The organism is Moritella sp. F3 (assembly GCF_015082335.1).
Taxonomy (GTDB): Bacteria; Pseudomonadota; Gammaproteobacteria; order Enterobacterales; family Moritellaceae; genus Moritella.
On sequence record NZ_BLRL01000002.1, the window covers coordinates 489,703 to 514,603 of the forward strand.

At 41.7% G+C, this 24,901-nt stretch carries 20 protein-coding genes and 1 other RNA gene; 8 read left to right on the forward strand and 13 right to left on the reverse strand.

What is annotated here, in order from left to right:
* Positions 1-25: 25 nt before the first annotated feature.
* A complete protein-coding gene (locus tag JFU56_RS05345) occupies positions 26-994 on the reverse strand; it encodes a LysR family transcriptional regulator (protein ID WP_198436232.1) in 969 nt (322 codons plus the stop codon).
* A 141-nt stretch (positions 995-1,135) separates the two neighbouring features.
* Between JFU56_RS05345 and JFU56_RS05350 the strand changes: the two genes are divergently transcribed.
* The 6 genes from JFU56_RS05350 (at position 1,136) to serA (ending at position 6,024) form a co-directional block, all read left to right on the forward strand.
* The gene (locus JFU56_RS05350; protein ID WP_198436233.1) at positions 1,136-2,095 is read left to right on the forward strand and encodes a DMT family transporter; all 960 of its coding nucleotides are present in this window, start codon (positions 1,136-1,138) and stop codon (positions 2,093-2,095) included.
* A 350-nt stretch (positions 2,096-2,445) separates the two neighbouring features.
* Complete coding sequence (gene zapA, locus JFU56_RS05355; RefSeq protein ID WP_198436234.1) at positions 2,446-2,766, forward strand: cell division protein ZapA; 321 nt, start codon at positions 2,446-2,448, stop codon at positions 2,764-2,766.
* Positions 2,767-2,770: 4 nt separating this feature from the next.
* A non-coding RNA gene (gene ssrS, locus JFU56_RS05360) (6S RNA) lies at positions 2,771-2,955 on the forward strand.
* A 70-nt stretch (positions 2,956-3,025) separates the two neighbouring features.
* Positions 3,026-3,643 carry a 5-formyltetrahydrofolate cyclo-ligase gene (locus JFU56_RS05365; protein ID WP_198436235.1) on the forward strand — a complete coding sequence of 206 codons (618 nt, stop codon included), beginning with the start codon at positions 3,026-3,028 and terminating at the stop codon, positions 3,641-3,643.
* Between the two features lie 116 nt (positions 3,644-3,759).
* Positions 3,760-4,416 carry a ribose-5-phosphate isomerase RpiA gene (gene rpiA / locus JFU56_RS05370; protein ID WP_198436236.1) on the forward strand — a complete coding sequence of 219 codons (657 nt, stop codon included), beginning with the start codon at positions 3,760-3,762 and terminating at the stop codon, positions 4,414-4,416.
* Positions 4,417-4,794: 378 nt separating this feature from the next.
* Positions 4,795-6,024 carry a phosphoglycerate dehydrogenase gene (gene serA / locus JFU56_RS05375; protein ID WP_198436237.1) on the forward strand — a complete coding sequence of 410 codons (1,230 nt, stop codon included), beginning with the start codon at positions 4,795-4,797 and terminating at the stop codon, positions 6,022-6,024.
* A 153-nt stretch (positions 6,025-6,177) separates the two neighbouring features.
* On the opposite strand, the gene JFU56_RS05380 is transcribed toward serA, so the two are convergent.
* The 10 genes from JFU56_RS05380 to thrA all read right to left on the reverse strand — a co-directional run bounded on the left by JFU56_RS05380 (position 6,178) and on the right by thrA (position 19,377).
* Positions 6,178-7,689, reverse strand: a complete 1,512-nt coding sequence (locus JFU56_RS05380; protein ID WP_198436238.1) for a Na+/H+ antiporter NhaC family protein — start codon at positions 7,687-7,689, stop codon at positions 6,178-6,180.
* A 221-nt stretch (positions 7,690-7,910) separates the two neighbouring features.
* A complete protein-coding gene (locus tag JFU56_RS05385; protein WP_198436239.1) occupies positions 7,911-8,420 on the reverse strand; it encodes a hypothetical protein in 510 nt (169 codons plus the stop codon).
* A gap of 45 nt (positions 8,421-8,465) precedes the next feature.
* Complete coding sequence (locus JFU56_RS05390) at positions 8,466-9,605, reverse strand: cytochrome-c peroxidase (RefSeq protein WP_198436240.1); 1,140 nt, start codon at positions 9,603-9,605, stop codon at positions 8,466-8,468.
* A gap of 169 nt (positions 9,606-9,774) precedes the next feature.
* A complete protein-coding gene (fbaA, locus tag JFU56_RS05395) occupies positions 9,775-10,851 on the reverse strand; it encodes a class II fructose-bisphosphate aldolase (RefSeq protein WP_198436241.1) in 1,077 nt (358 codons plus the stop codon).
* Positions 10,852-10,985: 134 nt separating this feature from the next.
* Positions 10,986-12,152 carry a phosphoglycerate kinase gene (locus JFU56_RS05400; protein ID WP_198436242.1) on the reverse strand — a complete coding sequence of 389 codons (1,167 nt, stop codon included), beginning with the start codon at positions 12,150-12,152 and terminating at the stop codon, positions 10,986-10,988.
* A gap of 43 nt (positions 12,153-12,195) precedes the next feature.
* Complete coding sequence (epd, locus tag JFU56_RS05405; RefSeq protein ID WP_198436243.1) at positions 12,196-13,215, reverse strand: erythrose-4-phosphate dehydrogenase; 1,020 nt, start codon at positions 13,213-13,215, stop codon at positions 12,196-12,198.
* Positions 13,216-13,408: 193 nt separating this feature from the next.
* On the reverse strand, positions 13,409-14,275 hold the full coding sequence (gene tesB / locus JFU56_RS05410) for an acyl-CoA thioesterase II (RefSeq protein ID WP_198436244.1): 867 nt from the start codon (positions 14,273-14,275) through the stop codon (positions 13,409-13,411).
* Positions 14,276-14,533: 258 nt separating this feature from the next.
* Positions 14,534-15,808 carry a threonine synthase gene (thrC, locus tag JFU56_RS05415; RefSeq protein WP_198436245.1) on the reverse strand — a complete coding sequence of 425 codons (1,275 nt, stop codon included), beginning with the start codon at positions 15,806-15,808 and terminating at the stop codon, positions 14,534-14,536.
* A gap of 150 nt (positions 15,809-15,958) precedes the next feature.
* The gene (thrB, locus tag JFU56_RS05420; protein WP_198436246.1) at positions 15,959-16,915 is read right to left on the reverse strand and encodes a homoserine kinase; all 957 of its coding nucleotides are present in this window, start codon (positions 16,913-16,915) and stop codon (positions 15,959-15,961) included.
* Between the two features lie 2 nt (positions 16,916-16,917).
* Entirely contained in the window at positions 16,918-19,377 is a 2,460-nt protein-coding gene (gene thrA, locus JFU56_RS05425) for a bifunctional aspartate kinase/homoserine dehydrogenase I (RefSeq protein WP_198436247.1), read from the reverse strand.
* A gap of 364 nt (positions 19,378-19,741) precedes the next feature.
* Here thrA and aceK point away from each other — a divergent pair, with 364 nt between their 5' ends.
* The gene (gene aceK / locus JFU56_RS05430; RefSeq protein ID WP_198436248.1) at positions 19,742-21,514 is read left to right on the forward strand and encodes a bifunctional isocitrate dehydrogenase kinase/phosphatase; all 1,773 of its coding nucleotides are present in this window, start codon (positions 19,742-19,744) and stop codon (positions 21,512-21,514) included.
* A gap of 174 nt (positions 21,515-21,688) precedes the next feature.
* Here aceK and JFU56_RS05435 read toward each other — a convergent pair whose 3' ends face one another.
* Positions 21,689-22,168 carry a putative 4-hydroxy-4-methyl-2-oxoglutarate aldolase gene (locus JFU56_RS05435; protein ID WP_198436249.1) on the reverse strand — a complete coding sequence of 160 codons (480 nt, stop codon included), beginning with the start codon at positions 22,166-22,168 and terminating at the stop codon, positions 21,689-21,691.
* A gap of 839 nt (positions 22,169-23,007) precedes the next feature.
* Here JFU56_RS05435 and arcA point away from each other — a divergent pair.
* Entirely contained in the window at positions 23,008-23,724 is a 717-nt protein-coding gene (arcA, locus tag JFU56_RS05440) for a two-component system response regulator ArcA (protein ID WP_198436250.1), read from the forward strand.
* Positions 23,725-23,848: 124 nt separating this feature from the next.
* Here arcA and JFU56_RS05445 read toward each other — a convergent pair whose 3' ends face one another.
* On the reverse strand, positions 23,849-24,733 hold the full coding sequence (locus tag JFU56_RS05445) for a chemotaxis protein (RefSeq protein WP_198436251.1): 885 nt from the start codon (positions 24,731-24,733) through the stop codon (positions 23,849-23,851).
* Positions 24,734-24,901 lie beyond the last annotated feature (168 nt).

Consider the following 24,901-nt stretch of genomic DNA (forward strand, 5'->3'; position numbering starts at 1 on the left):
ATAGCCAAGCTGTTTTGCACAGACCTTAATCGCTGGATAATACCGCCTTACCTTGGGCCTTATCACCCGTTGGTGGTTCTTGCTCATAACTGTGCAGGTCTTGATCATAACATTGCTGCTTGAGCCAGCGTCCAAGCTTAACGATGTCGGTTTGTTTAGCGCGGGATTTTTTATAAACGAAGTAGAAGCTATCACCGGTTAAGATCTCGTGCATCGGGATTCGCACAAAGTTATGCAGGCGATCCTGGTCATTCATTAAGTAATGATTCACCAAGGTGATGCCCTGATCATAGCGCGCCGCTTCAGCCGCCATCAACATATGACTAAAATAGTTCATCTTGACTGTTTTTGGCAAAGAGAAACCACCTAATTCGCACCAGCGTTGCCAATCTTCACCCAACGCACTGTCGGGAAACACCGACTGCACCGATAATAATGGATATTCCCACAAGGCCTCTGGCAGGGGTTTATCTTGGATATGCTGCCAGGTCTTTTTGCCACACACCGGATATAAACGCTCGGCATATAACAACTGGCTGACAAAATTACGTTTCGGCGGGTACACGGTAATAAAACAATCCGCCACTTGATCGCTACAATCAGGTTCATCCGCCACCATATTCAACGACAACTCAATCTCAGGATATTGCTGACGCAAGCTATCTAATCGTGGGATCAACCATTTCACCGCGAGTGAGCTGTATAAGGCTAGGCGGATCTTGCCCGACTTGCCCTCGCGGATCTGCTGGCTGGCATTGGATATATTCGCCAATGATTGGCTGATCTCTTCGTAATAACGCTCGCCCATGTCAGTGAGTGACAAAGTGCGGCCTTTACGGTTAAACATCGATTCACCCAGATATTCTTCTAACTGACGTACCTGATGACTCACCGCACTTTGGGTAATATTGAGTTGATCGGCGGCTTTAGAAAAACTATTAAAACGCGCGACCGCTTCAAAACATTGCAAGGCACGTAACGGGGGAAGTTTCATTATTAGTTCAGCTCATACTAAAAATATATTTATCATTATACTTCATCATAGCTTTTCGAATATGCTACCTACATCACACTTTGTCTTTTCAATTATATAGCCTTGTTTGCTGTATATACTTTATATAGGTAGGAACACCCCATGCCCCAAATGACTGTCGGTTTAGCAATGACCTTGCTAATTATTGGTAACGTAATCGCTATTTTTTCTGATGCCTTAATCAAGACATTATCAGACGATGCGGCCGTTTATCAATTTGTGTTTTTCCGACAGCTCACTGCGGTATTACTGCTTATCCCATTTTGTTTAACCAGCAGCAAAAAAAGTTTGGTGAATGGCCTTAAATGGCATGCTGTACGTGGTCACATTTGGCTACTAGGCGCGGTATTCATGGTTTACTCACTCAATGCCATGCCACTGGCGACAGCCAATGCTATCTTTTACGCAGCACCCTTGATCATGTTGCCAATGGCGATGCTTTGGTTCCAAGAAAAGCTCACGGTACCGTCGATTACTGCGGGGGTATTAGGTTTTGTCGGTGTGCTGATCGTGATCCGCCCTACCGAAATTGATTGGGCTGCAATGGCGGCGCTCGTTGTTGCGTTTACCTTAGCGGCGAACAATTTATTGATCCGTAAACTGCCAAAACAGCAAACGGTCTTTCAAACATTACTGCTCACTAATTTAGTTGGTATGCCTGCGTCACTCGGGCTCGCAGTATGGGAAGGGAAACCGTGGGACTTTGCACCATTATTAACAGCTGCAGGTTCAACCCTGTTTATCCTTATCTATGCAGGATTTTGTGTTATCGCTTATCGTTCTGGTGAAGCCAGCAAAATTGCCAGTGCAGAATACAGTGGTTTAATTGGCGCCGTTGTTGTTGGCCTTATCTGGTTTGATGAAATGCCGGACATTGCGATGGCGATTGGTACAGCCTTTATTATTCTGCCGTTATTGTGGCTAGCAAAAGTAGAAGCGAAAAATAAACGTATCGCCAAACAAGCGAACAAAACGACAATGGCAACAGAGACGGCAGAAGAAATTGAAATTGACATTACTTTGCCTAAGCCTATTTTAGCGACAAGCCCGACAGTTGTGTAAATCAACTTATACTGCTGCCACTCAAGGCATCGCAGTATAAGTAATGCCGGCCGCTATCTTTCTTGTGATAGCGGTCAAATCATCCAGTAAATTAGAGTAAAATAGTTAACTCCAATGTTGACTTTTAGCCTGTAAACACCCGTATTTTATACCGATTAACCTATACTTATACACGGAACCAATACTAAGCTGTTGGATTTATGGGCAAGTTGATTAATCTCGATCCGCAACTAAAAATTTCAATTCGATAACCCCTTGCAATGCTCACTATTGCGAGATATAGTCAGTTCAGACGTATCAGCCGAGGTGCTTGATATAGCCCTTGTAGCCAGATAACTTAGAGTATAGCCATGAGTACAACTGCGGTTGATATTGCAATATTGGGACGCCACTTTAAAGTAGGTAGCCCAACTGAAGAAGTTGAAGAACTTCATCAAACAGCAGCTGTACTTAATACTAAGTTAGAAGAAATACGTTCGAAGACTAATATCAAAAATTTAGAGCATTTAGCTGTCATGGCTGCACTCAATTTTTGTCATGAACTTCGTCAAGAACGACATAAAACAACAGAGTATACAAATACCGTCGATGACCGTATCCAATTGTTACAAGATACAATTGAACGCGCGCTAGTCAACAATAAAGTTGATAACGAAACGTCGGCAGTATAACCAAATAACCCTGGGGTGATTGGTATGCGGGTTATGTCCCTGAGCCGATAATCACACTTTATAGGCTTTCATTCCTGTTGCTATTGTGCAAGCTCAGCTCGTACTGAGAAGCCTGAGGCGACAGCTTGAATAGCCAACCTGAACCTTCTGGTTCAGGACTAAACCTTGTAGCCGCACCCTGGGGCCCTATTTTTGTGTTAACAGCAATCCATTACTGAAAGTATCCATCACCGATATTAACGAGTATGGGATCCAATTTATGTCTGACCTAACACCATCGCTAGCCACAAATCGCACCGTCATAAGACAACAAATCCGCCAACGTCGTCAGCAGCTTACAATCAAGCAGCAACAACAGGCTGGTCGTGATCTGGTGCAACAATTTAGTCAGCATCCATATATTCAATCTGCTCAACACATTGCGATTTATTTACACAATGATGGCGAATTGGATACCCAAGCCGTTATCGACTGGTGTTGGCAGCAAGGCAAGCAAGTCTACATTCCTATTTTACATCCGTTTAGTCACAAACAATTGTTGTTTACCCGACTAACCGCGACGACCCCCCTAGTTAAAAACAAATACGGCATTAGTGAACCGCGACTGAATGTCACTGACGTGATCCCGTATCTGCAATTAGATTTAGTCTGCAGCCCATTGGTAGCATTTGATTTAGCCGGTAATCGTTTGGGCATGGGCGGCGGTTATTACGATCGCACCTTTTCTCAGCACCAGTTTGTACGTGGTAATCAACAACCGCCCTACGTGCTCGGTTTAGCGCACGACTGTCAGCAACATGCAAATTTACCCATCGCGCCGTGGGATATGCCTATTAAAGAAATTATCACCCCGTCAAGAACATTACAATTTGGCTAGCCTATACAGTTAATATATCCCTGACGATGCGCTAGTATCTTTAAGCCGTTTGGGTATAATCAATATGTAATACAACACGATCACGCGACATACCAACCAATATAAATGGATATAACATGACTCAAGATGAATTAAAAAAAGCAGCAGGCTGGGCAGCATTAGAATATGTTGAAAAAGATAGCATCGTTGGTGTGGGTACCGGTTCAACCGTTAATCATTTTATTGATGCACTGGGTACAATCCGTGAAGATATTCAAGGTGCAGTTTCAAGCTCAATCGCATCAACTCAGCGTTTAGAAGCGCTAGGTATTGAAGTATTTGATTTAAACAGCGTTGCGCAACTTGATATCTATGTGGATGGCGCAGATGAAATTGATGGCGGCAAAAACATGATTAAAGGTGGTGGCGCAGCGCTAACACGTGAAAAGATTGTTTCAGCGGTCGCTAAAAAATTCGTGTGTATTATTGATGACACTAAAAATGTCGACATATTGGGTGATTTCCCATTACCAGTTGAAGTGATTCCGATGGCGCGTTCTTATGTGGCACGTGAATTATTGAAACTTGGCGGTGATCCGGTTTACCGTGAAGGTGTTGTGACTGATAACGGTAATATCATTATTGATGTTTACCACATGCAAATCAAAGATCCAAAAGCCCTAGAAATCGCGATTAACGGTATCGTTGGCGTAGTAACAAATGGTTTGTTCGCGGCTCGCGGTGCAGACGTTGTGCTAACAGGCACACAAAATGGCGTTGTTACCACTAAATAATAACGTAGAGTTGGTGTTATCTAACAACGCCAACTCATCCTTTCCCCCTGTTTTACTAATGCTGCCCGACTGCCTCGCCATACAAGTTAAAATGTACTATACCTTTCAGCAACACGCTATATTATATAAGTATAACAACCAGTTATATTAAACTATATTTGATAGATAAACATTTTTATAGTCTAAAAAGTATGAATTCCTAAGTAAATCAAGCCGCCGTCAATCACAAATTAACTATTTTGTTTGATTTTCGTCACAAACATTCACTAATGAAAAGAAACCTGCTACTTTAGCAATTAGTGCGATTTACGGAACGAGTTTCGTTCGGTTAACAAAATAGTTAGTGCGATTTACGAATTATGTGATAAAGGAATTTACATGACCAACTTCTCTCTTCAGAAAGATAAAATCAAGATATTACTTCTTGAAGGACTACACCAAAGCGCAGTTGATACATTTACTGATGCCGGCTATAGCAATATCGAGTCGATTAAAACAGCATTAAGTGAAGAAGAACTGTGTGAAAAAATTAAAGATGTCCATTTTGTTGGTATTCGTTCACGTACTCACCTAAATGCAAACGTCATTGCTGCTGCAGAAAAGCTAGTTGGCATTGGTTGTTTTTGTATTGGTACTAACCAGGTTGATCTGGCTGCCGCTCAAAAAGCAGCGATCCCTGTATTTAATGCCCCATTCTCGAACACCCGTAGTGTGGCAGAATTAGTACTTGGCGAAATTTTATTATTATTACGTGGCATTCCAGAAAAGAATGCAAAAGCGCACCGTGGCGAATGGCTTAAGTCGGCAACGGGTTCTTATGAAGCACGTGGTAAACAGTTGGGTATTATTGGTTATGGCCATATCGGTATCCAGCTTAGTATTTTGGCAGAAAACTTAGGGCTACGTGTTAAGTATTATGATGTTGAAACGAAACTTTCTTTGGGTAATGCGCAACAGATCATGAGCATGCAAGAATTGTTAGCGACATCAGATATTATCTCGTTACACGTACCTGAGACTCCACAAACAAAACTGATGATGGGCGAAGTTGAATTTGCACAAATGAAACAAGGTGCAATCTTCATTAATGCTTCACGCGGCACAGTGGTTGATATTGATGCGCTTGCATCTGCATTAGCAACGAAGAAGATCGCTGGCGCTGCCATTGATGTATTCCCTACCGAACCAGCATCAAATAAAGACGAGTTTATCTCGCCATTACGTGAATTTGATAATGTGATCCTAACCCCGCATGTGGGTGGTAGCACGCAAGAAGCACAAGAAAACATCGGCTATGAAGTAGCTGGTAAACTAACGAAATATTCTGATAATGGTTCAACGTTGTCTGCAGTTAACTTCCCTGAAGTTTCACTACCGACACATCAAGGTTCAAGCCGTTTGATGCATATTCACCATAACCAACCGGGTATTCTAAGCCAGATCACGCTAGCATTTGCTGAAGAAGGTGTGAATATTTCCGGTCAATACCTCCAAACTGTCGGTGATATTGGTTATGTAGTGATTGATGTTGAAAGTGATCATGCTGAACGTGGTTTAGCAAAACTGAAAACGATTGACGGTACTATCCGCGCGCGTCTATTACGCTAGGTTAGTCCCCCTCCCTTTAACTCTATAGTTGCATGTAGGAGGGAACAAAAAAGCCTGTCAGTTTACGCTGACAGGCTTTTTTTATATTCATTACAGTATCCATTTACCACTCCCCTTCCCTGTATTAAAGGGAAGGGGAAGATGAGGTTAAACTTAAGCTTGGCTAATCTGTCCTTGTTCCTGCTTATGTTGATGCCATAGCGCGAATGAATACACCAAGCACATTTGCATAATCATTGCGCCAATCAATACCAATGCTGTTTCAAAGATCCCCGCGATAACAAAGCTGACAAATGCGATGCCGCCATTTAATAACGCATACGGTAATTGGGTACGGAAATGCTCGTACTGGTCACAGCCAGCACCAGTTGATGACAAGATCGTTGTTTCCGAGATAGGTGAACAATGGTCGCCAAACAAACCACCAGATAATACCGCACCAATACAGGCATATAATGGTGCATCAATAGCCACTGCCGTTGGTATCACCAGTGGCATCATGATCGCGAATGTGCCCCATGAAGAACCAGTCGCAAACGAAATGATAGCTGCAAGTAAGAACGCCACCGCTGGCACTAACCAACTTGGGAAGCCACCTTGTGCTTGCTCAGCAATATAAGCTGCTGTGCCTAAATCTTTACCAATGCCACTCAAGGTCCAGGCTAACACTAAGATGATTGCCACTTGCATCATATTACCCATGCCTTTTAAATACACCGCAATACCGTCAGTTAAGTTACGCACGCCGTATGCTGCCATCAAAATCAATAACGTCATTGCCGCAAATAAGTATGACGTAGATAGTGCAGCGCGGAATGCCGAACCCGATACTTTTTCAAACGGGAAACCCAATGGCCCTAACATGCTAATCAACACCACTGCCATGACTAATAATGGTGCCCATACGAATGATGGTTTAGCATTTTTATGGGTAAAAGCTGTTAATGTTTCTTGGCTTTGACCAGTAAACACACCTTTTTTCGCTTGTGCTTCCGCTTCAGCCATCGGTCCAAAATCCAGTTTCTTAATCGCCACTAATGGCACGATAAAAATAGCGAGGAACGCATAGAACTGGAATGGGATAGCATTCACAAATGCTTGCCAATCTGATGTTTCTAGTGATAACGCAGTAAACTCTTTTTGGATTAGCCCCATGATATATACGCCCCAACCAATAAATGGGATCAGGATAGCCACAGGGGATGACGTTGAATCAATAATGAAGGCTAATTTTTGACGAGATAACTTTAATTTTTCAAACATTGGGCGGAATACTGGCCCCACAATTAATGGCGTACCCAGATCCGAAAAAAAGATAAAAATACCACCAAACCAAGCAGATAATTGTGCTTTGCATTTACTACTGATCCAGTGTGTTACTTTCTCAGCGAAAGCTTGACCACCGCCCGACTGCTCCATCAAAGCAACAAAGCCACCAATGAATACCAATAACACCAATACACCCGCGTTATAACCATCAGTCAGTTGCGGCACTAGGTGATCTTTAACCATAATGCCAAACGCATCGAGGGGCTGTAATCCATTAAGCATAAATACGCCGGTTAACACACCAGCGAATAAGCCAATCACGACATTCCGCGTCGTGAGCGACAGTACTAACGTAATGATAATAGGCAATAGTGAGCTAATATCTGTTTGTTCCATTTCGTTATCCTTCCTTGGTCACGCAATTAACGTAACACTCAAATCGGTTATTTATTCATTAATATTGAATATACATTCAAACTGATAACATTCATAGTCAAATACTAAATTTAATAGCCAGTAATAACAAACAAAGCTAAGCAATTAGAATATATAGCTAAAAATAATTATTTAATAATGATAATAAATTAATCACCACGGATAACGACGAACAATATTGATTAACCTTTACTGACTTCTTGCACGATAGCCAATTCAACCCAGCTATTTGGCGCTGCCGTTAACATCATGGTATAGCTGCCCCACTCATGAGTATTAACGTGGGTAATTCTCTTATCTTCATCTTCGCAAGCTAAATTGACGATATCAGCACCAGTAATATCGGCATCTTTAATCTCTATCTTCATGTTTTTATTTGAGAATAAAACTAGTTTCTCACCCCATTCGGTTATCGCGAGTTGCAAATAACCGACGCCACTTTCATTCATTTTCATGCGATAACCACTATCAATATTTACATTGATTTCATGTTGTGCGGCGATCTCCTTTGTCGCTGGAAGCGCTAAATCAGACTGCAACACTTGCGCACATGCCTTGGCATAATCTTGTTTGAAATATTCATTTCGCTGTTGGTTATCTGTCATCTTGTTAGTTTCGTGGCCAGCCGCAAAAGCTGGTGTATTCAAGAGTAGTAAGACTGACGTTAATACCACTTTTTTTAACTTCATCATTCCATGTTTCCTGTGTTTTTATAATCGTGTTTATCGTAAATAATGTTAATCGGTGTCTTCACTGCCGCGATAGATAAACGGCAAAATACAATTCGCCACATCAACCCTGCCGGGCAATTGCACCAAGGCGCAAAATGGCGATGCATGCTGGTTTAATTGTGCTGGCTCAGGGATCGCTAGCGCAGCTAAAAAACGCAATAATTGCGTTCGCTCTACTGGGGTTAAATTAAAACCAGTGATTAAGCGATCTTTTTGTGGATGCTCTTTACCATCACCTTGGTTAGGCCCTGATACCGTCAATCGTCCACCGCGAGCATAGCTGTCAATAACAGCGCCCAATGTGCTAAAGCTACCATCATGGCCCCAAGGACCTGTAGCCGTCACATTAATCAGTGATGGGATCCTGAACTTGCCATTATCTTCGCGTCGCCCAGTGACATGCTGTAGACCTGATACGGTAGGCGGATAGCTATACAGTCCTTCAGACTCAATGCCATAAAGACCAGTATTCGCAAAATTAGTCTCGCGTTCATCAGAGCGGCGATTGAGCAGCACGCCACTGTGACAGGCTGTACAATTCAACCTTGCACTTTTAAAGAGCAGCAAGCCTTTCTGCTGTGCTGGTGTTAATGGGGTTATATCAGCTTGCTCAAGATTACGATGATAAGGCGTGTCAGTAGAACGAATTGTTTTTACGTATTCAGCCAACGCCAACAATACTTTGTCTAGCGTTACTTCCGCAGTGCCAAAAGCATTGATAAATAAAGGGGCATATACCGACGATGTACCTTGTAGACGTGATACCAGCAGCTGTTCCTTCATGCCCATTTCTTCAGGCGATGTTGATAATAACGGTCGTTTAATCGTTTCAGCTAAATCGGTTAAGTCTCGACTGGCTTGCATATAAGTCATGAAGTCGGCGGCATTAAGCAAAGATGGGGTATTAAGCGCGGATATATTGCCATGAATATCAGGCGTCTTGCTAAAGGTGTTACTCCAACCATGATAAGGGGAGTGGCAAAGCGCACAGCTACGATTACCAAATTTAGACAGTCTGACATCGTTAAAGAGATAGCGACCTAACTCAACCTTTGGTGCTGATGCTGGGCCTGATGCTGCGATTGACAGTTTAGCGCCAACAATACAGCTAATGACTAGCCAGCTTATTAATTTAAGTATATGCATCTATGTTTATGTTAATCAATAAGATGAAAACGCAGAGTTTACTTAAAATATATTATCCTTCAACTACTTCCTTTTGGTTATGCGTTATTTATGGTAAAAAAAATGCCGCAGACCAAAGGCCTGCGGCATGAACAACTAACCGACTAAATAATCCGAGTATTAACGGATATTATAGTACGTCTACGCTGTTTAGATCTTTGTGAGCTTGTTCTAGACGAGCTACAAGACTTGTTTGACCAGCGCGTAACCATACACGTGGGTCATAATGTTTCTTGTTTGGAGCATCAGCGCCAGTCGGGTTACCGATTTGGCCTTGAAGGAATTCTTTCTTACCTTCGTAGTAGTTCTTGATACCTTCCCAAGTAGCCCACTGTGTATCAGTATCGATGTTCATTTTGATAACACCGTAACCGATTGACTCTTGGATTTCAGCTTCTGAAGAACCTGAACCACCGTGGAATACGAAGTTTAGCGTGTTAGCTGGTAGGCCAAATTTCTCTGAAACGTATGCTTGTGAATCACGTAGGATAGTTGGAGTAAGCACAACGTTACCTGGCTTGTATACACCGTGTACGTTACCGAAAGAGGCAGCGATAGTGAAACGTGGGCTGATAGCGTTCAGTTTTTCGTAAGCGTATGCAACGTCTTCTGGCGAAGTGTAAAGCTCAGATGCGTCCATGTCAGAGTTATCTACGCCATCTTCTTCACCACCAGTACAACCTAGTTCGATTTCGATAGTCATGTCCATTTTAGACATACGCGCTAGGTATTCACCACAAGTCGCGATGTTTTCTTCTAAAGATTCTTCAGAAAGATCTAACATGTGTGAGCTAAATAGTGGCTTACCAGTTTGTGCGAAGAATTCTTCACCAGCGTCTAGTAGTCCGTCGATCCAAGGAAGCAATTTCTTAGCCGCGTGATCTGTGTGGATGATAACTGGAACACCATAAGATTCAGCCATAACGTGTACGTATTTAGCACCGGCGATAGCGCCCATGATAGAACCGCCGTGACCTTCAAGACCAATACCTTTACCAGCGAAGAATGCAGCGCCGCCGTGTGAGAACTGGATGATCACTGGAGATTTAGCTTTTGCAGCTGCTTCTAAAGTACCGTTGATTGAATCAGTGCTTACCATGTTTACAGCTGGTAGAGCGAAGTTGTTTTCTTTAGCAATAGCAAAAACTTTTTGCACGTCATCGCCTGTTACAACACCTGGTTTTACAACATCAAAGATCTTAGACATAATATTAGCCTTATTGTTTACATATTTAAGTACTGAATCATTCAGCACGAATTTTTAAAATATTTTTTGCCATCACAACCCGTAACAGCAAAACAACGATTCATTATTATTTACAGTTAAAAGATTTCTTTGTATTAGCCGTTCTTAGCACGTTCTTCTAACATTGCTACTGCTGGTAATACTTTACCTTCTACAAATTCAAGGAACGCGCCGCCACCTGTAGAGATATAAGAGATACCGTCAGTTAGACCGAATTGGTCGATTGCAGCTAGTGTGTCACCGCCACCAGCGATAGAGAAAGCATCACTTTCTGCAATTGCGCGGCCAATGATTTCTGTACCTTGTGAAAAGTTAGCGAATTCAAATACGCCAACTGGACCATTCCAGATAATTGTTTTAGCTTCTTTAATCATTTCAGCAAGCTTGTTTGCAGATTCAGGACCTAAATCGAAGATCATGTCTGTGTCGCTTACTTCTGATGCTGCTTTCAGTGTTGCTTCAGCAGTTTCAGAGAATTCGCTAGCAACTAATACGTCTGTTGCTACTGGGATTTCACATTTAGCCATTAACGCTTTAGCCGTATCAACTAGGTCATGTTCACACAGTGATTTACCGACGTTGTGACCTTGTGCTGCAATAAATGTATTCGCGATACCGCCACCTACAACTAGCTGATCAGCAATTGTAGATAGTGAATCAAGCACTGTTAGTTTAGTTGATACTTTCGAACCACCAACAATCGCTAACATTGGACGAGCAGGCTTGTCCAATGCTTTACCTAATGCTTCAAGCTCTGCACTTAATAGTGGACCAGAACAAGCAACAGGTGCGTGCATGCCTACGCCGTGTGTAGATGCTTGTGCACGGTGAGCCGTACCAAATGCATCCATTACAAATACGTCACATAATGCTGCGTATGCTTTAGAAAGACCTTCTTCGTTTTTCTTTTCGCCTTTGTTAAAGCGCACGTTTTCTAGTACAACTAATTCACCTGCGTTTAGTTCTAAACCGTCTAGGTAATCACGTGCTAGTACAACGTTATTTTCTAATGCTTCTTTAAGGTAGTTTACAACAGGCTCTAGTGAGAACTCTTGTGCAAATTCACCTTCAGTTGGGCGACCAAGATGTGATGTAACCATCACTTTTGCGCCAGCTGCAAGTGCAAGTTTGATTGTTGGTAATGATGCGCGGATACGAGCGTCAGATGTTACTTTGCCATCTTTAACTGGTACGTTTAAATCAGCACGAATTAATACACGTAGACCTGCAAGATCAAGATCTGCCATTTTAATAATATTCATCGTTCAATCCTTAAAATATCAATTTTATAAAATTTATTTAAATCTATTGTTTCGCTAACGTAGCGACGTAATAAGTCGTATCCAATAAACGGTTAGCAAAGCCCCATTCGTTATCACACCAAGCTAATAATTTAACCAGGTGCCCATCGCTGACTCGTGTTTGAGTACCATCAATGATGCTAGAGCGTGGGTCGTGGTTAAAGTCTATCGATACTAACGGTGCCTCGGTATAACCCAAGATCCCTTTTAATTCAGTGTCTGCTGCCGCATGTAAGCAATTGTTAATATCTTCGATAGTCACATTTTTGCTTACCGTAATACTCAAGTCCATTGCTGTTACGTTCAAGGTTGGAACGCGCACTGCAATCGCTTCGAATTTATTGGCAAATTTTGGCAAAATACGTTCAATACCCGCCGCTAATTTTGTATCAACCGGAATAATAGAATGACTTGCTGCACGAGTACGGCGCAAATCAGAATGATAAGAATCAATCACAGGTTGATCATTCATCGCGGAATGGATTGTGGTGATCGTGCCACATTTAATATCAAACGCTGCGTCGAGCGTATTAATCACTGGCACCATGCAGTTAGTTGTACAAGATGCACCAGATATAAATGTTTCAGCGCCAGTCAATTGCTGATGATTAACGCCAAACACAACGGTAGCATCAACATCAGAACTTGCTGGATGAGAGAAAATAACTTTTTTTGCGCCTGCAGCAATGTGTGCTTCAGCGTCTGCTTTAGTACCGTAGATACCCGTACAATCGAGTACGATATCAATATCATGTTCGTGCCAAGGTAAGTCAGCAAGTTCAGGATGACGGACTAAATGAATACAATCATTTTCGATTTGTAAAAGGTTATCGCCCAGTTGTACTGAGAAAGGAAAGCGCCCATGCGTTGAGTCATATTGAGTTAAGTGTACTATCGCTTCAGGATCGGCTAATTCGTTAATAACAACGATCTTAATTTCGTCCTGACGGTTACTTTCATACAACGCTCGGACAACACTGCGTCCAATTCGTCCGTAACCATTAATCGCAACTCTAATTGGCATAGTCTGGGTTGAATACCTAATAACAAAAAACGAACTTCATTGTAGATTAAAATTAGGCATAAGCGAATATGCTGGGATAGGAAATGTATATAAATTTCAGGAAAGCATGATCCCGACCACAAATTTTCGTAATAAAACAACATTTCGGCGTTTTTTACCGAAATGTTCTACTATTGGGTAATTAAGTACGTAATTAAGCGATCTCTCGGTTACGAATTAACCCTTCTTGCATTGTGGTTGCTACCATTTTGCCATCTCGCGTGAAGAAACGACCACGTACTAGACCACGAGAACCTGACGCACTCGAGCTGTCTACGGCATACAATAGCCAATCATCAAGACGGAAATCGCGATGGAACCACATTGAATGATCAATCGTCACTACTTGCATGTTCGGACTCATAAAGCCTTTACCGTGCGGTTGTAGCGCTGTTGGCAAGAAACAAAAGTCAGAGGCATACGCCAGTAAATACTTATGAATACGCGCATCGTCTGGCATTTGACCATTGGCTTTAAACCAGATGTAACGCTCTGGTGACGACTTCTCTTCATTAAGCGGATCAAGATAATGCACAGGGCGCATTTCAATTGGTCTTTCACAAACAAATTTGGCACAAATATCATCCGGTAACTCATTACGCAATGATAATACATGGTCTTGCTCTGAAAGCAGGTCTTCCGGTGGTGGTACATCCGGCATCACATCTTGATGGTCGTAACCTTCACGTTCAATCTGATAAGAGGCTGTCATGTAAAAAATAGCTTGGCCGTTTTGGATGGCACGAATACGACGCGTGGTAATTGAACCACCGTCGCGAATTTTTTCAACTTCATACACAATCGGCTTTTTGACATCACCAGCACGCAGGAAGTAAGAATGAAAGGAGTGCACCTTACGATCAGCGGACACAGTTTCTTTTGCTGCCGACAATGCTTGACCCATCACCTGGCCACCAAATACCGCGCCAAACCCTAAATCTTGGCTTTGACCACGATAAATTCCTTCTTCAATGGTTTCTAATGTTAACTGTCCAAGAAGATCTTTTAATACCTTACCCATAAATGCCTTATTCTGAATTCAGCTTGTTATTTTAGTACGAATGGGCAAAGCTACCCCTGTTAACAAAGATATTCAAGCGATAATTGCTGATATTGCAGCGCTGAAATAACATTACGTTAACTAAATTTAGCGTTTAAGTCCTAAAATCAGCTTAGTTGTGGAAATGAAGACAAAAAAATACCTTGTTATCATGTCATCGAGAGAGACATCACAACAAGGTATACTCACAAAATGTGAGAGCCCGTTACTAAGGCTAGTCTACGCCATCAATAATGCACGTAATGCGGCAAAATCATTTGCCATATCAACCGATAAGTTTGGCTTATCTGCACAATCAGCAAGTTCTTGTGGTAAACCAATGTCACGGCCAAGGATTTCTTCCACTGATTCTTTAAACTTCGCAGGGTGCGCCGTACACAAGAATAAACCGAATTCATCTTCGCTCAATTGCGCCGCTAAACGGTCATAAGCAATCGCGCCATGCGGTTCACATAAGTAACCTTGCTCATCTAATGCTGCAACAGCTTGTTTTGTGTCTTCATCTGATAAGAAGTCAGAGGCTAATTCAGATAAGTCCCACCCTTTAACACGTGCTAACTCTTCAATACGTGGCCAGTTACTTGGTACGCTCACATCCATCGCATTAGAGAGTGTTGCTTGCGTGGCTTTTGGATCCCATTCACCGCTTTGTAAATAACGCGGCACAGTATCATTGATATTCGTGGCAGCAATAAAGCGCTTAACAGGTAAGCCTAATGTTTTTGCTAATAAACCTGCTGTTAGGTTACCGAAGTTACCACTTGGCACTGATACCACTGTTTGTGCACGTTGTGCTTTTGGCAGTTGTGCGAATGCTTCAAAGTAATAGCAGATCTGCGCCATCAAACGGCTAATGTTAATTGAGTTTGCCGAGTTAAGGCCTATCGCCTGACGCAGTTCTGCATCATCGAATGATTGCTTCATTAATGCCTGACACGCATCAAAGTCACCATCAACGGCGATAGTGCGGATGTTACCGCCAAGCGTACAGAACATTTGTTCTTGTAAGAAACTGATTTTACCTTTTGGATACATCACCACGACTTCGATGTTTTCGATACCGTAGAAAGCATGTGCAACCGCAGCGCCAGTATCACCAGACGTTGCAGTTAGGATTGTAATTTTTTCACCTGACGTCAAACGAGATAGACATTGCGCCATGAAACGGCCGCCAAAGTCTTTAAATGCCAGTGTTGGACCGTGGAATAATTCTAATGCGCTGATCTTGTCGCTCACTTTCGTGACTGGCGCAGGGAAGTTAAATGCACCTTCAACAATATCATGTAATTCTTGTTCGCTAAATTCATCACCGATCAGTGATTGTAAGATAACGCGACTGCGATCAACTAGATTCATCTCTAGCAAGGCATCAATATCGTCAATCGGATTAATTTCGCTTGGAAAGAACAAGCCTTGATTTTTACCCATACCTTGTTTCACTGCTTGTGAAAAGCTTACTGTCTCTGCGTGATCTTTAATGCTATATAATTTCATTGTTGTTCATTCCCTAAAACATCATTGGTGCTACCTGCATGATAGCCATATCCTTGACTTCATAAGAGCATATAGCCCTTATTACTTGGATTCAATAGACAATCATGCAGTACTTGTCTGTTTATTACTGCAGCTTATTACAACCAGTGCTTATAACTCACTGCCAACAACACGTGCGCCCTGTTTATCCAGTTTACAGATGTGGGTAAAACCATCACCGTTTTGGATAAAGTTAGCGTCTAACCACACTTTTAACTTTTCAGCTTGTGCTAGGTCAGTCATCACGTTGAATACCGTTGGTCCTGAACCTGAGATACCCGTTGCTAACGCGCCGAGTTCTTTGGCATAGTCACGCACTTCATCAAATTTAGGGATAAGCTGTGAACGATACGGTTCCGCAATCACGTCTTTCAACATCGCCGCGGCTAGATCTTGTTGTTTGCTATAACAGGCGTGGATAAAGCCCGCTAAGTGACGGCCATACGTTAAACAATCACCACGGCTGTATTCAGTAGGTAAAATGTCACGCGCTGCAGCCGTTGAAATGCTAATACCAGGATAAGCCACGACCCAATACCATTCATCGAAACAAGGCACAGATTGACTGACAACCCCATTTTCACCGAGCATTAATTGCATGCCACCTAATGCACAAGGTGCGACATTATCATAATGTACGCTACCACTGATTTTGCCTTCAAGCTCACCCATTAATAACACCATTTCGTGTTCATCAAGGGTGTTATCATGAAATACATTCAACGCTTCTAGACCAGCAACAATTGACGCAGCACTCGACCCTAAGCCACTACCAATCGGTAAGTTTTTTTCTAACTCCATGACTATTTTTTTGATCTTTAAACCACGTTTCTCTAACGCGGCTGCATAACCAAGATAACAATCATAGATGATATTTTCACGGTAATCATCTGGCAGTTTATGCTTAAAACGGCCACTAGAAACTAAGCTAAAAGCCGTGTCAGCATCACTAATGAATACTTTATCACCGATGAGTGAGCCATCAATCGGCGCAATCGGAAAACCTAAAGCATCGAAACCTGCACTTACATTTGCTACCGATGCCGGTGCGAATACAACAATACTCATGACTAAATCTCCTGCTGCCAATTAAGGGTACGTAATACATCAGCAAATACGCCTGCTGCAGTCACTTCTGAACCGGCACCATAACCACGTAATACCATTGGGATTGGTTGATAATAACGGCTGTAAAATGCTAATGCATTCTCGCCATCTTTGACTTTATTCAGCGGATCAGATTCTGGTACGGCAGCAATGGAAACTTTGCACTTACCGTCTTCAATCTGACCGATATAACGTAACACTTTACCTTCTTCCGCTGCTGTTGCTTGTAAGTCAGCAAAATACGCATCAGCTTTTGGCAAGTTCGCCATAAACTCTTCATTGGTACCTGAAGCATCAAAACCAGCTGGAATGGCTTCTTCTACTTCAACCTGGTCTAATGTTAGAGTCATGCCTGCTTCACGTGCAATAATCAATAATTTACGCGCAATATCCATGCCGCTTAGATCTTCACGTGGATCAGGTTCAGTAAAGCCATTGTCGCGTGCTTGCGCAGTCGCTTCTGAAAAACTCATACCTTCATCTAACTTACCGAAGATGTATGACATAGAGCCTGACAAGATACCGTTAAAGCGCTCTAGCTGATCGCCCGCACTTAATAGATTCTGTAGGTTTTCAATAACCGGCAGACCAGCGCCAACATTCGTATCGTATAAGAAACGACGACGAGTTTTTAATGCTGTTAAACGCAACTCGTGATAATAATCCATGCTCATGGTATTGGCTTTTTTATTTGCCGCTACAACGTGGAAACCACGGCCAAGGAAATCAACATACTGGCTAGCAAGATTATCATTACTAGTACAATCAACAATCACAGGGTTGATGATGTGGCTATTTTTAACCAAATCTTCCAGCGCTGTTAATGAGAATTCAACGTCACTTGCAGTAAGATCGTCAGCCCAATTGGTTAATTCCAAACCTTCTGAATCTAATAACATCTGACGGCTATTGGCGATACCACATACGCGGATCTCGATTTGGCGTTCAGCTAAGAATGCTTTCTGACGTTTAATTTGTTCCACTAATGCCGCGCCAACACCACCGCAGCCTAATAAGAACAGGTCGATGTATTGTTGCTTACCGAAGAAAATATTATGCGACGCTTTAATAGCATCATTAGCTTGGGTTTCATCAATCACCGCAGAAATAGAACGTTCTGAAGAACCTTGCGCGATTGCCACTAGATTAACGGATGCTTGTGCCAATGCCGTGAAGAAACGGGCTGCGATACCATTGGCTTTACGCATGCCATCACCGACGAGAGAAACGATAGCTAAGCCATCACGCATTTCGATAGGCTCAAGTAGCTGATTGCTGATCTCAAGATTAAATTCATTATTCAATGCGAGTTTCGCTTTACCTGCATCATAGCTGTGGATACAGAAACTCACGCTGTATTCTGATGATGACTGAGTAATAAGGGCAATCGATACACCCGCACGAGAAACGGTTTCAAAGATACGGCCTGCCATGCCAACCATGCCTTTCATACCCGGTCCAGATACGTTAATCATCGTCATGCCACTTAGCTCTGATAATGATTTAACTTCAGCTTGGGTTTTTGACATTAGACCGCCAATTAACGTGCCTTCGCCTTCTGGATTTTTAGTATTCTTAATCAAACAAGGAATGTGGTGCTGAGCAATCGGAGCAATTGTTTTTGGGTGTAATACTTTCGCGCCAAAATAAGACAATTCCATTGCTTCAGGATAGCTTAATGTTTTAAGCAGTTTGGCATCTTTTACTAAGCGTGGATCGCAGGCGTAAACACCGTCTACATCTGTCCAGATCTCACAGCAATCTGCATACAGACACGCTGCCAATACTGCTGCTGAATAATCCGAACCATTACGACCCAATACAACTGTGTTGCCTTGTTCGTCACCTGCAGTGAAACCAGGCATTAAATAAATGTGGTCTGTTTTAATAGGATCTTGTTCGAAACGCGCACGTGATGCATCAATATCTACCGATGCCTCTAACACACTGCCTTTACCGACAAGTTTGTCTTGTGGCACGATCACTTCAACTTTAAAACCGCGTGCCAGTAATAGTTGCTCCATGCAAACAATACTCAGCTTTTCACCGGTGCTTAAAATCTTTGCTTCAATATTTTCTGGGCATTGCGATAATAATTTTACGCCGTGTAAATATTCTCTTAATGTCGCTAATGCAGCTTCAACCTGAGTTAATGCGATGTCAGCATTAAAATTAACGTATTGCGTCTTTAACCCTGCAACAAGCGCTTTAAAAATACCGTCGATTTCTTCTAATGAAGATTCAGCGTCAAGACCGCGAACTGTTTGTTGCACCGCGGCAACTAAATTGTTGGTTACTTTGGCTGGTGCCGATAACACCAATGCCACTTGTGACTGTTCAATGTTACTCACTGAGATATCAGCTGCACAGGCAAATCGTTCAGCATTTGCTAACGATGTACCACCAAATTTTAAAACTCGCATCCTTTGCTCCTTGTTGATACAAAAAAGCCCGTTCCTAAATGGTAACGGGCTTTTTCATTATTTCTGTCTTAGCCCTACGTGTCATCCCACCGTTGTAATAACAGTGTTAATAATGGTGGTGGTAATGAACGCTAAGCAATAAGTCATAATTATTTATATATAGTCTGTTAATTAATTTGTTTATAATTCCAATACCTATAGCAATATCAAAAAATGAGACGTTAAGCAAGTTTAAAATCGATTTAGTTGTCTATGGCAGCATCGCTAAATCAAGCTAAAGATGTTGAAATTAAGAGTAAACATGTTGAAATAATGTAAAAAGATTGCGATATTGAAGTATGTCTTACGTCCAAGGATTTGTTGTATGGAAAAAGTTTTAGAAGCGCAGATTGCGGGTTCATTATTAGAATCATTTGATGCTTTTTATAGCCGCTTTTTAGAAGTCACCCGTGGCGCCAAATTACGTTTTGAAAATGCCGATTGGCATGGCGTGCAGATCGCCGCAAAAAAACGTATCAGCCTTTACGATGACCACGTGGGTAAAACTGCGCAGCGCATGCAAGACCTTGCAGCCGAAACAGAAGCCGACCAAGTGTTCCTGCAAAGCATTAAACGTGAGTACGAGGCACTGTTACAGCATTACCCTAATTTTGAAATTGCCGAGAGCTTCTTTAACTCTGTTTATCGCCGTGTCTTTAAGCACACCAATATCTATAAAGACCAATTATTTATTACCAACGCCAACCGCGTTCGAGATCCCGGTTATCCCAACAATTTTTATCGCAGTTATACTCGCGGCGGTAACTTCTCAGTGATCTTACGCAAGATCATTTCAGGTTATACGTTTACAGCTCGCTGGGAGAATTTAGACCGCGACTTAACAAGTGTGGTGGACTACCTTAATGAGCACGCGCCAAAACAACTTACCGATGCCAAACACATCGAAGTGCACATGCTTAATGAAGTATTCTATCGTAACAAGGGCGCTTACCTGATGGGTAAGATCTTTGCTGATGGGCAAATGTACCCGCTGGTATTTCCGATTTTAAATAACGAAGAAAACGAGATTTATTTAGATACGGTTATTTTTGAAAAAGAAGAAACCAGTATTCTCTTCGGCTTTGCCCGTGCTTATTTCTTTGTCTATGCGCCAGAGCCCGGTGCAATAGTGCAATTTTTGAAACCGATGATCCCGAATAAAACCAACTTTGAGATCTACTCGGCAATCGGCTGTCAAAAACACGCTAAAACCGAACTGTTTCGTCACTATATACAGCACTTAGATAACTCTGACGATCAGTTCATTATTGCGCCTGGTATTAAAGGCATGGTGATGAGCGTATTTACGCTGCCTTCTTATGATGTGGTGTTTAAGATCATTAAGGATGAGTTTGCGCCACCGAAACAAATCGATCATGCCACGGTAAAAGCCAAGTACCAGATCGTAAAATCCCACGATCGTGTTGGCCGTATGGCAGATACTCAACAATTTAAGAATTTTGCTTTTCCCAAAGATCGTTTCAGCCAAGAGTTGCTCGATGAGTTATTAGCTGTGGCGCCGTCAGTGATCAAATTAACCAACAGTAAAGTCGTGATTAAGCATCTGTATATTGAACGTAAGATGATCCCGCTGAACATGTATCTTGAGCAAGCGAGCGAACAAGAACTTGATAATGCGATTGATGAATACGGTAATGCGATCAAACAGCTCGCGGCCGCGGATATCTTCCCGGGTGATATGCTCTTTAAGAACTTTGGTGTGACCCGCCATAACCGTGTGATCTTCTACGATTATGATGAGATATCGTATATGCATGAGGTGAACTTCCGGTATATTCCCAAATCGCGTTATCCAGAAGACATGATGATGGCGCAACCTTGGTTTGCCGTTGCCCCTAATGATGTATTTCCAGAAGAGTTCGAGACCTTCTTATTATCACGACCAGAAATTAACAAGTTATTTAAGAAGTATCATTCCGACTTGCTCGATGCGAATTATTGGAAAGGGCTACAAGACAATATTAGTCGCGGTAAATACAATGATGTATTCCCTTATCGCCGCGCGCGCCGTTTTGAACGGGACGTATTTGAACAGGACATGCTTCAACAGGATATAGAAGCTGATAATAGTCATTAATCTAGCGATGCCTGAATGAAGCAAAATGCTCAATCAGGTGACTATCACGCGATAAAATAGGATGGGGTTAATCAATGGTTAACCCCATCCCTTTATCTCTGATAAGTCATGACTCTCTCAGTATATAATCACTATCTCAGTAAATCATCAATGCTATAGTGATTAGCTAGCACGCTAAAGCAATGGCGTCTTGGCAACAACAACACCGTTTAAATCAGCATAGATATAATCACCTTCTGCAATACTCACCCCAGCAAAGTGTAAATCGATGCCTGCATCACCTAAACCACGCTTTTCAGTTTTAACTGGGCAAGCCGTGATAGCTTTGACGCCAAGCTCTAGTGTATTAATCGTCGCGACATCTCTGATCGCCCCATAAATAACAAAGCCAGCCCAACCATTATCAACCGCGTTTTCAGCAATCATATCGCCCAGTAACGCGCGTCGTGTTGAACCGCCGCCATCAATCACTAAAATACGTCCTTGCCCAGGCGTACCAGCCAGCTCTTTTACCAAGGAATTATCTTCAAAACATTTTACGGTTACCGCTTGGCCACTAAAAATAGTCGCCTTGCCATAACTTTGAAAAATAGGGTCCATCACAGATAATTTATCGAAGTGTTGATCACACAGATCAGGTAGTAGGTCTAACATAGTCCATCCTTAGAGTCGTTATTGTTGCTCGTTAATGTTCATAGCAATGTTGCCTAACGCGTTACTGTTGATGCGTGAATCGCAGCAAAATTGACTATAACGACTAACATATTAGCGCAGAACAAATATTCCAATCTATAATTAATTAACAAAGTACATACATTGGCAATCATGAATCAATAAAACTTACCAAGTTGTAATTTGATTACACATTTACGGATTAAAATAAGCGACTAAAAATAAATAACATGCTGTTATATTTGCTGCGATTCACAGCGTAAATAAGCACCACAAGCCAGTAATAGCGGGCATAAATGCAGATTAATGTGGAGAAGAAGACAATTCATAAATATTTTTTTGATCTTTAATAACCGCATGCAGCAGGCTAAAACGATAAGTTCGCTCTTGATTTAACCTAATAGACACTATTTTAAAACCACGTTAAAAATTAAAAATATAAATATAATAAATTGATTTATATACAATAAACCACCATTAAGTATCATATGAAAATGAACTAGATTCATTAACGGCCACTTTATAAGCAGCTAATTTAATTACAATATATCTAATCAGGGTTATTTGATAAATATCAAATCATGTTGAGTTATTACGTAACATAATTACATAAGGTTGTTATACTGCTGTTAATAACATATAATCCTACAGTTAAGGAAGCCATAATTCTAGATATTCTGCCGCAGCGAGCTGTTATAGATAAATAGTCTTATATTTCATGGATGTATTACTCTTACTCCCGAATTTATTGATATTCGTATTTAATGCATAATATCAATAGTCAGGGCATTATTTGATCCAAAGCGGAACTAGGTACGTTTATGCAAACCCCAAACATTCTTATCGTAGAAGATGAACTCGTTACACGTAACACCCTAAAAAGCATCTTCGAAGCTGAAGGCTATTCAGTACATGAAGCAAGTAACGGCGATGAAATGTATGAGATCATTGCCAATAATCCTATCAGCTTGGTAATCATGGATATTAACCTTCCAGGGAAAAATGGCTTATTGTTAGCACGTGAACTACGTGACCAACATAATGTAGCGCTAATGTTTTTAACTGGTCGCGACAATGAAGTTGACAAGATTTTAGGTCTAGAAATTGGTGCTGACGATTACATTACTAAACCGTTTAATCCACGTGAATTAACGATTCGTGCACGTAATCTACTTGGCCGTACTTTTACTAAACTGCCAGTAGCAGATGAAGAAAAAGCTATCGTTGAAGAATATGAATTCAATGGTTGGCGTTTAAATATCAACAGCCGTTCTTTAATTAGCCCGCTGGATGATTCATTTAAACTACCACGTAGTGAATTCCGTGCGATGCTACACTTCGTAGAAAACCCAGGTAAGATTCAAACACGTGCAATGTTATTGAAAAAAATGACAGGCCGAGAATTGAAACCACATGATCGTACTGTTGTTGTAACAATTCGTCGTATCCGTAAGCATTTCGAAAGTATTGCAGATACGCCAGAAATCATTGCAACGATCCACGGTGAAGGTTACCGTTTTTGCGGTGAATTAAGCTAAGCAGCATACCGCTAGCGATGCCGAAAATGTCTGTCACAAAAGACAACTACAAAAAAAGCGCTGATTAGCGCTTTTTTTATGCCAGTCTAAAAGTGTCGTCACAACATTTTTAACCGGTATGACATTAAGTTATATTTTCACGGCCTTTAACACCACGTAAAATAGCTTGTAATAACTCACTGGCATCAAACTTGGTCAGCGCTTCATCGGCACCAATCTGTTGTGCACGTTCAGTACTGATCGTGCTCGATAGTGAGGTATGTAAAATAATATAGGTCGCCGATACATTCGGTGTACTACGCACTTCAAATGCCACTTCATAACCATCTAATCCAGGCATTTCAATATCACTCACCAACACATCAATTGGTTTACCCGACTCTACGGCTGCTTGCATCGCTGTTAGTGCATCTTGACCATTCTTAGAGACTTGATAATGGATACCGGCTGCATCTAGCGCACTACCCAACTGGTTACGCGCAACCATCGAATCATCGACAACCAAGATCTCTTTGTTACGTAGCTCTTCTAGTTCTGCGGCACTAAATTGCGGTAATTCAATATGCTCATCATCCGGATAAATATCAGCTAACAAACGCTCAACATCCATTAGTTGTACTAACTTGTCTTCAACGTGCATCACGCCAGTGGTATAGATGTTACAACCCAAAGTAGCACTAGGTGCAGAGATATCTTTCCAACTGCATTCCATGATTTTGTCGATATGGCGCACTAAAAAACCAACCACTTGGCGGCTACAGTCGGTGATAATAATATTACACGAATCATATTCTTCTTTTGTTACTGGGCGATAACCTACGGCGCTCGCCATATCAATGATAGGAATGGTTTTGCCACGTAATGTCGCTGCGCCCATCACCATAGGGTGAGAACCGGGTAAGGAATAAAGCCGTGTAGAAGGCACAATCTCTTGTACTTTTAACGTGCCGATAGCAAATTTTTGCTGCAGATTTAACTTAAACAATAATAAACCTTGAGACTGACTCATTACTTTCCTTACTCGTTGACTAATAATACGATTAAACACTTACGACTATAGCATGATTAAGTATATTAATTTTGTTATCACGCAGATATAACGCTAAGCGACTTAAGGCTGCACAATTGATACTTAAATATGAGATATTAAAGGTAAAAAAAAAGGCCGCTATAATAG

Coding starts and splice junctions, on each gene's coding strand:
- JFU56_RS05345 (WP_198436232.1), bottom strand. CDS start 994: ATGAAACTTCCCCCGTTACGTGCCTTGCAATGTTTTGAAGCGGTCGCG.
- JFU56_RS05350 (WP_198436233.1), top strand. CDS start 1,136: ATGCCCCAAATGACTGTCGGTTTAGCAATGACCTTGCTAATTATTGGT.
- zapA (WP_198436234.1), top strand. CDS start 2,446: ATGAGTACAACTGCGGTTGATATTGCAATATTGGGACGCCACTTTAAA.
- JFU56_RS05365 (WP_198436235.1), top strand. CDS start 3,026: ATGTCTGACCTAACACCATCGCTAGCCACAAATCGCACCGTCATAAGA.
- rpiA (WP_198436236.1), top strand. CDS start 3,760: ATGACTCAAGATGAATTAAAAAAAGCAGCAGGCTGGGCAGCATTAGAA.
- serA (WP_198436237.1), top strand. CDS start 4,795: ATGACCAACTTCTCTCTTCAGAAAGATAAAATCAAGATATTACTTCTT.
- JFU56_RS05380 (WP_198436238.1), bottom strand. CDS start 7,689: ATGGAACAAACAGATATTAGCTCACTATTGCCTATTATCATTACGTTA.
- JFU56_RS05385 (WP_198436239.1), bottom strand. CDS start 8,420: ATGATGAAGTTAAAAAAAGTGGTATTAACGTCAGTCTTACTACTCTTG.
- JFU56_RS05390 (WP_198436240.1), bottom strand. CDS start 9,605: ATGCATATACTTAAATTAATAAGCTGGCTAGTCATTAGCTGTATTGTT.
- fbaA (WP_198436241.1), bottom strand. CDS start 10,851: ATGTCTAAGATCTTTGATGTTGTAAAACCAGGTGTTGTAACAGGCGAT.
- JFU56_RS05400 (WP_198436242.1), bottom strand. CDS start 12,152: ATGAATATTATTAAAATGGCAGATCTTGATCTTGCAGGTCTACGTGTA.
- epd (WP_198436243.1), bottom strand. CDS start 13,215: ATGCCAATTAGAGTTGCGATTAATGGTTACGGACGAATTGGACGCAGT.
- tesB (WP_198436244.1), bottom strand. CDS start 14,275: ATGGGTAAGGTATTAAAAGATCTTCTTGGACAGTTAACATTAGAAACC.
- thrC (WP_198436245.1), bottom strand. CDS start 15,808: ATGAAATTATATAGCATTAAAGATCACGCAGAGACAGTAAGCTTTTCA.
- thrB (WP_198436246.1), bottom strand. CDS start 16,915: ATGAGTATTGTTGTATTCGCACCGGCATCGGTAGCAAATGTAAGTGCA.
- thrA (WP_198436247.1), bottom strand. CDS start 19,377: ATGCGAGTTTTAAAATTTGGTGGTACATCGTTAGCAAATGCTGAACGA.
- aceK (WP_198436248.1), top strand. CDS start 19,742: ATGGAAAAAGTTTTAGAAGCGCAGATTGCGGGTTCATTATTAGAATCA.
- JFU56_RS05435 (WP_198436249.1), bottom strand. CDS start 22,168: ATGTTAGACCTACTACCTGATCTGTGTGATCAACACTTCGATAAATTA.
- arcA (WP_198436250.1), top strand. CDS start 23,008: ATGCAAACCCCAAACATTCTTATCGTAGAAGATGAACTCGTTACACGT.
- JFU56_RS05445 (WP_198436251.1), bottom strand. CDS start 24,733: ATGAGTCAGTCTCAAGGTTTATTATTGTTTAAGTTAAATCTGCAGCAA.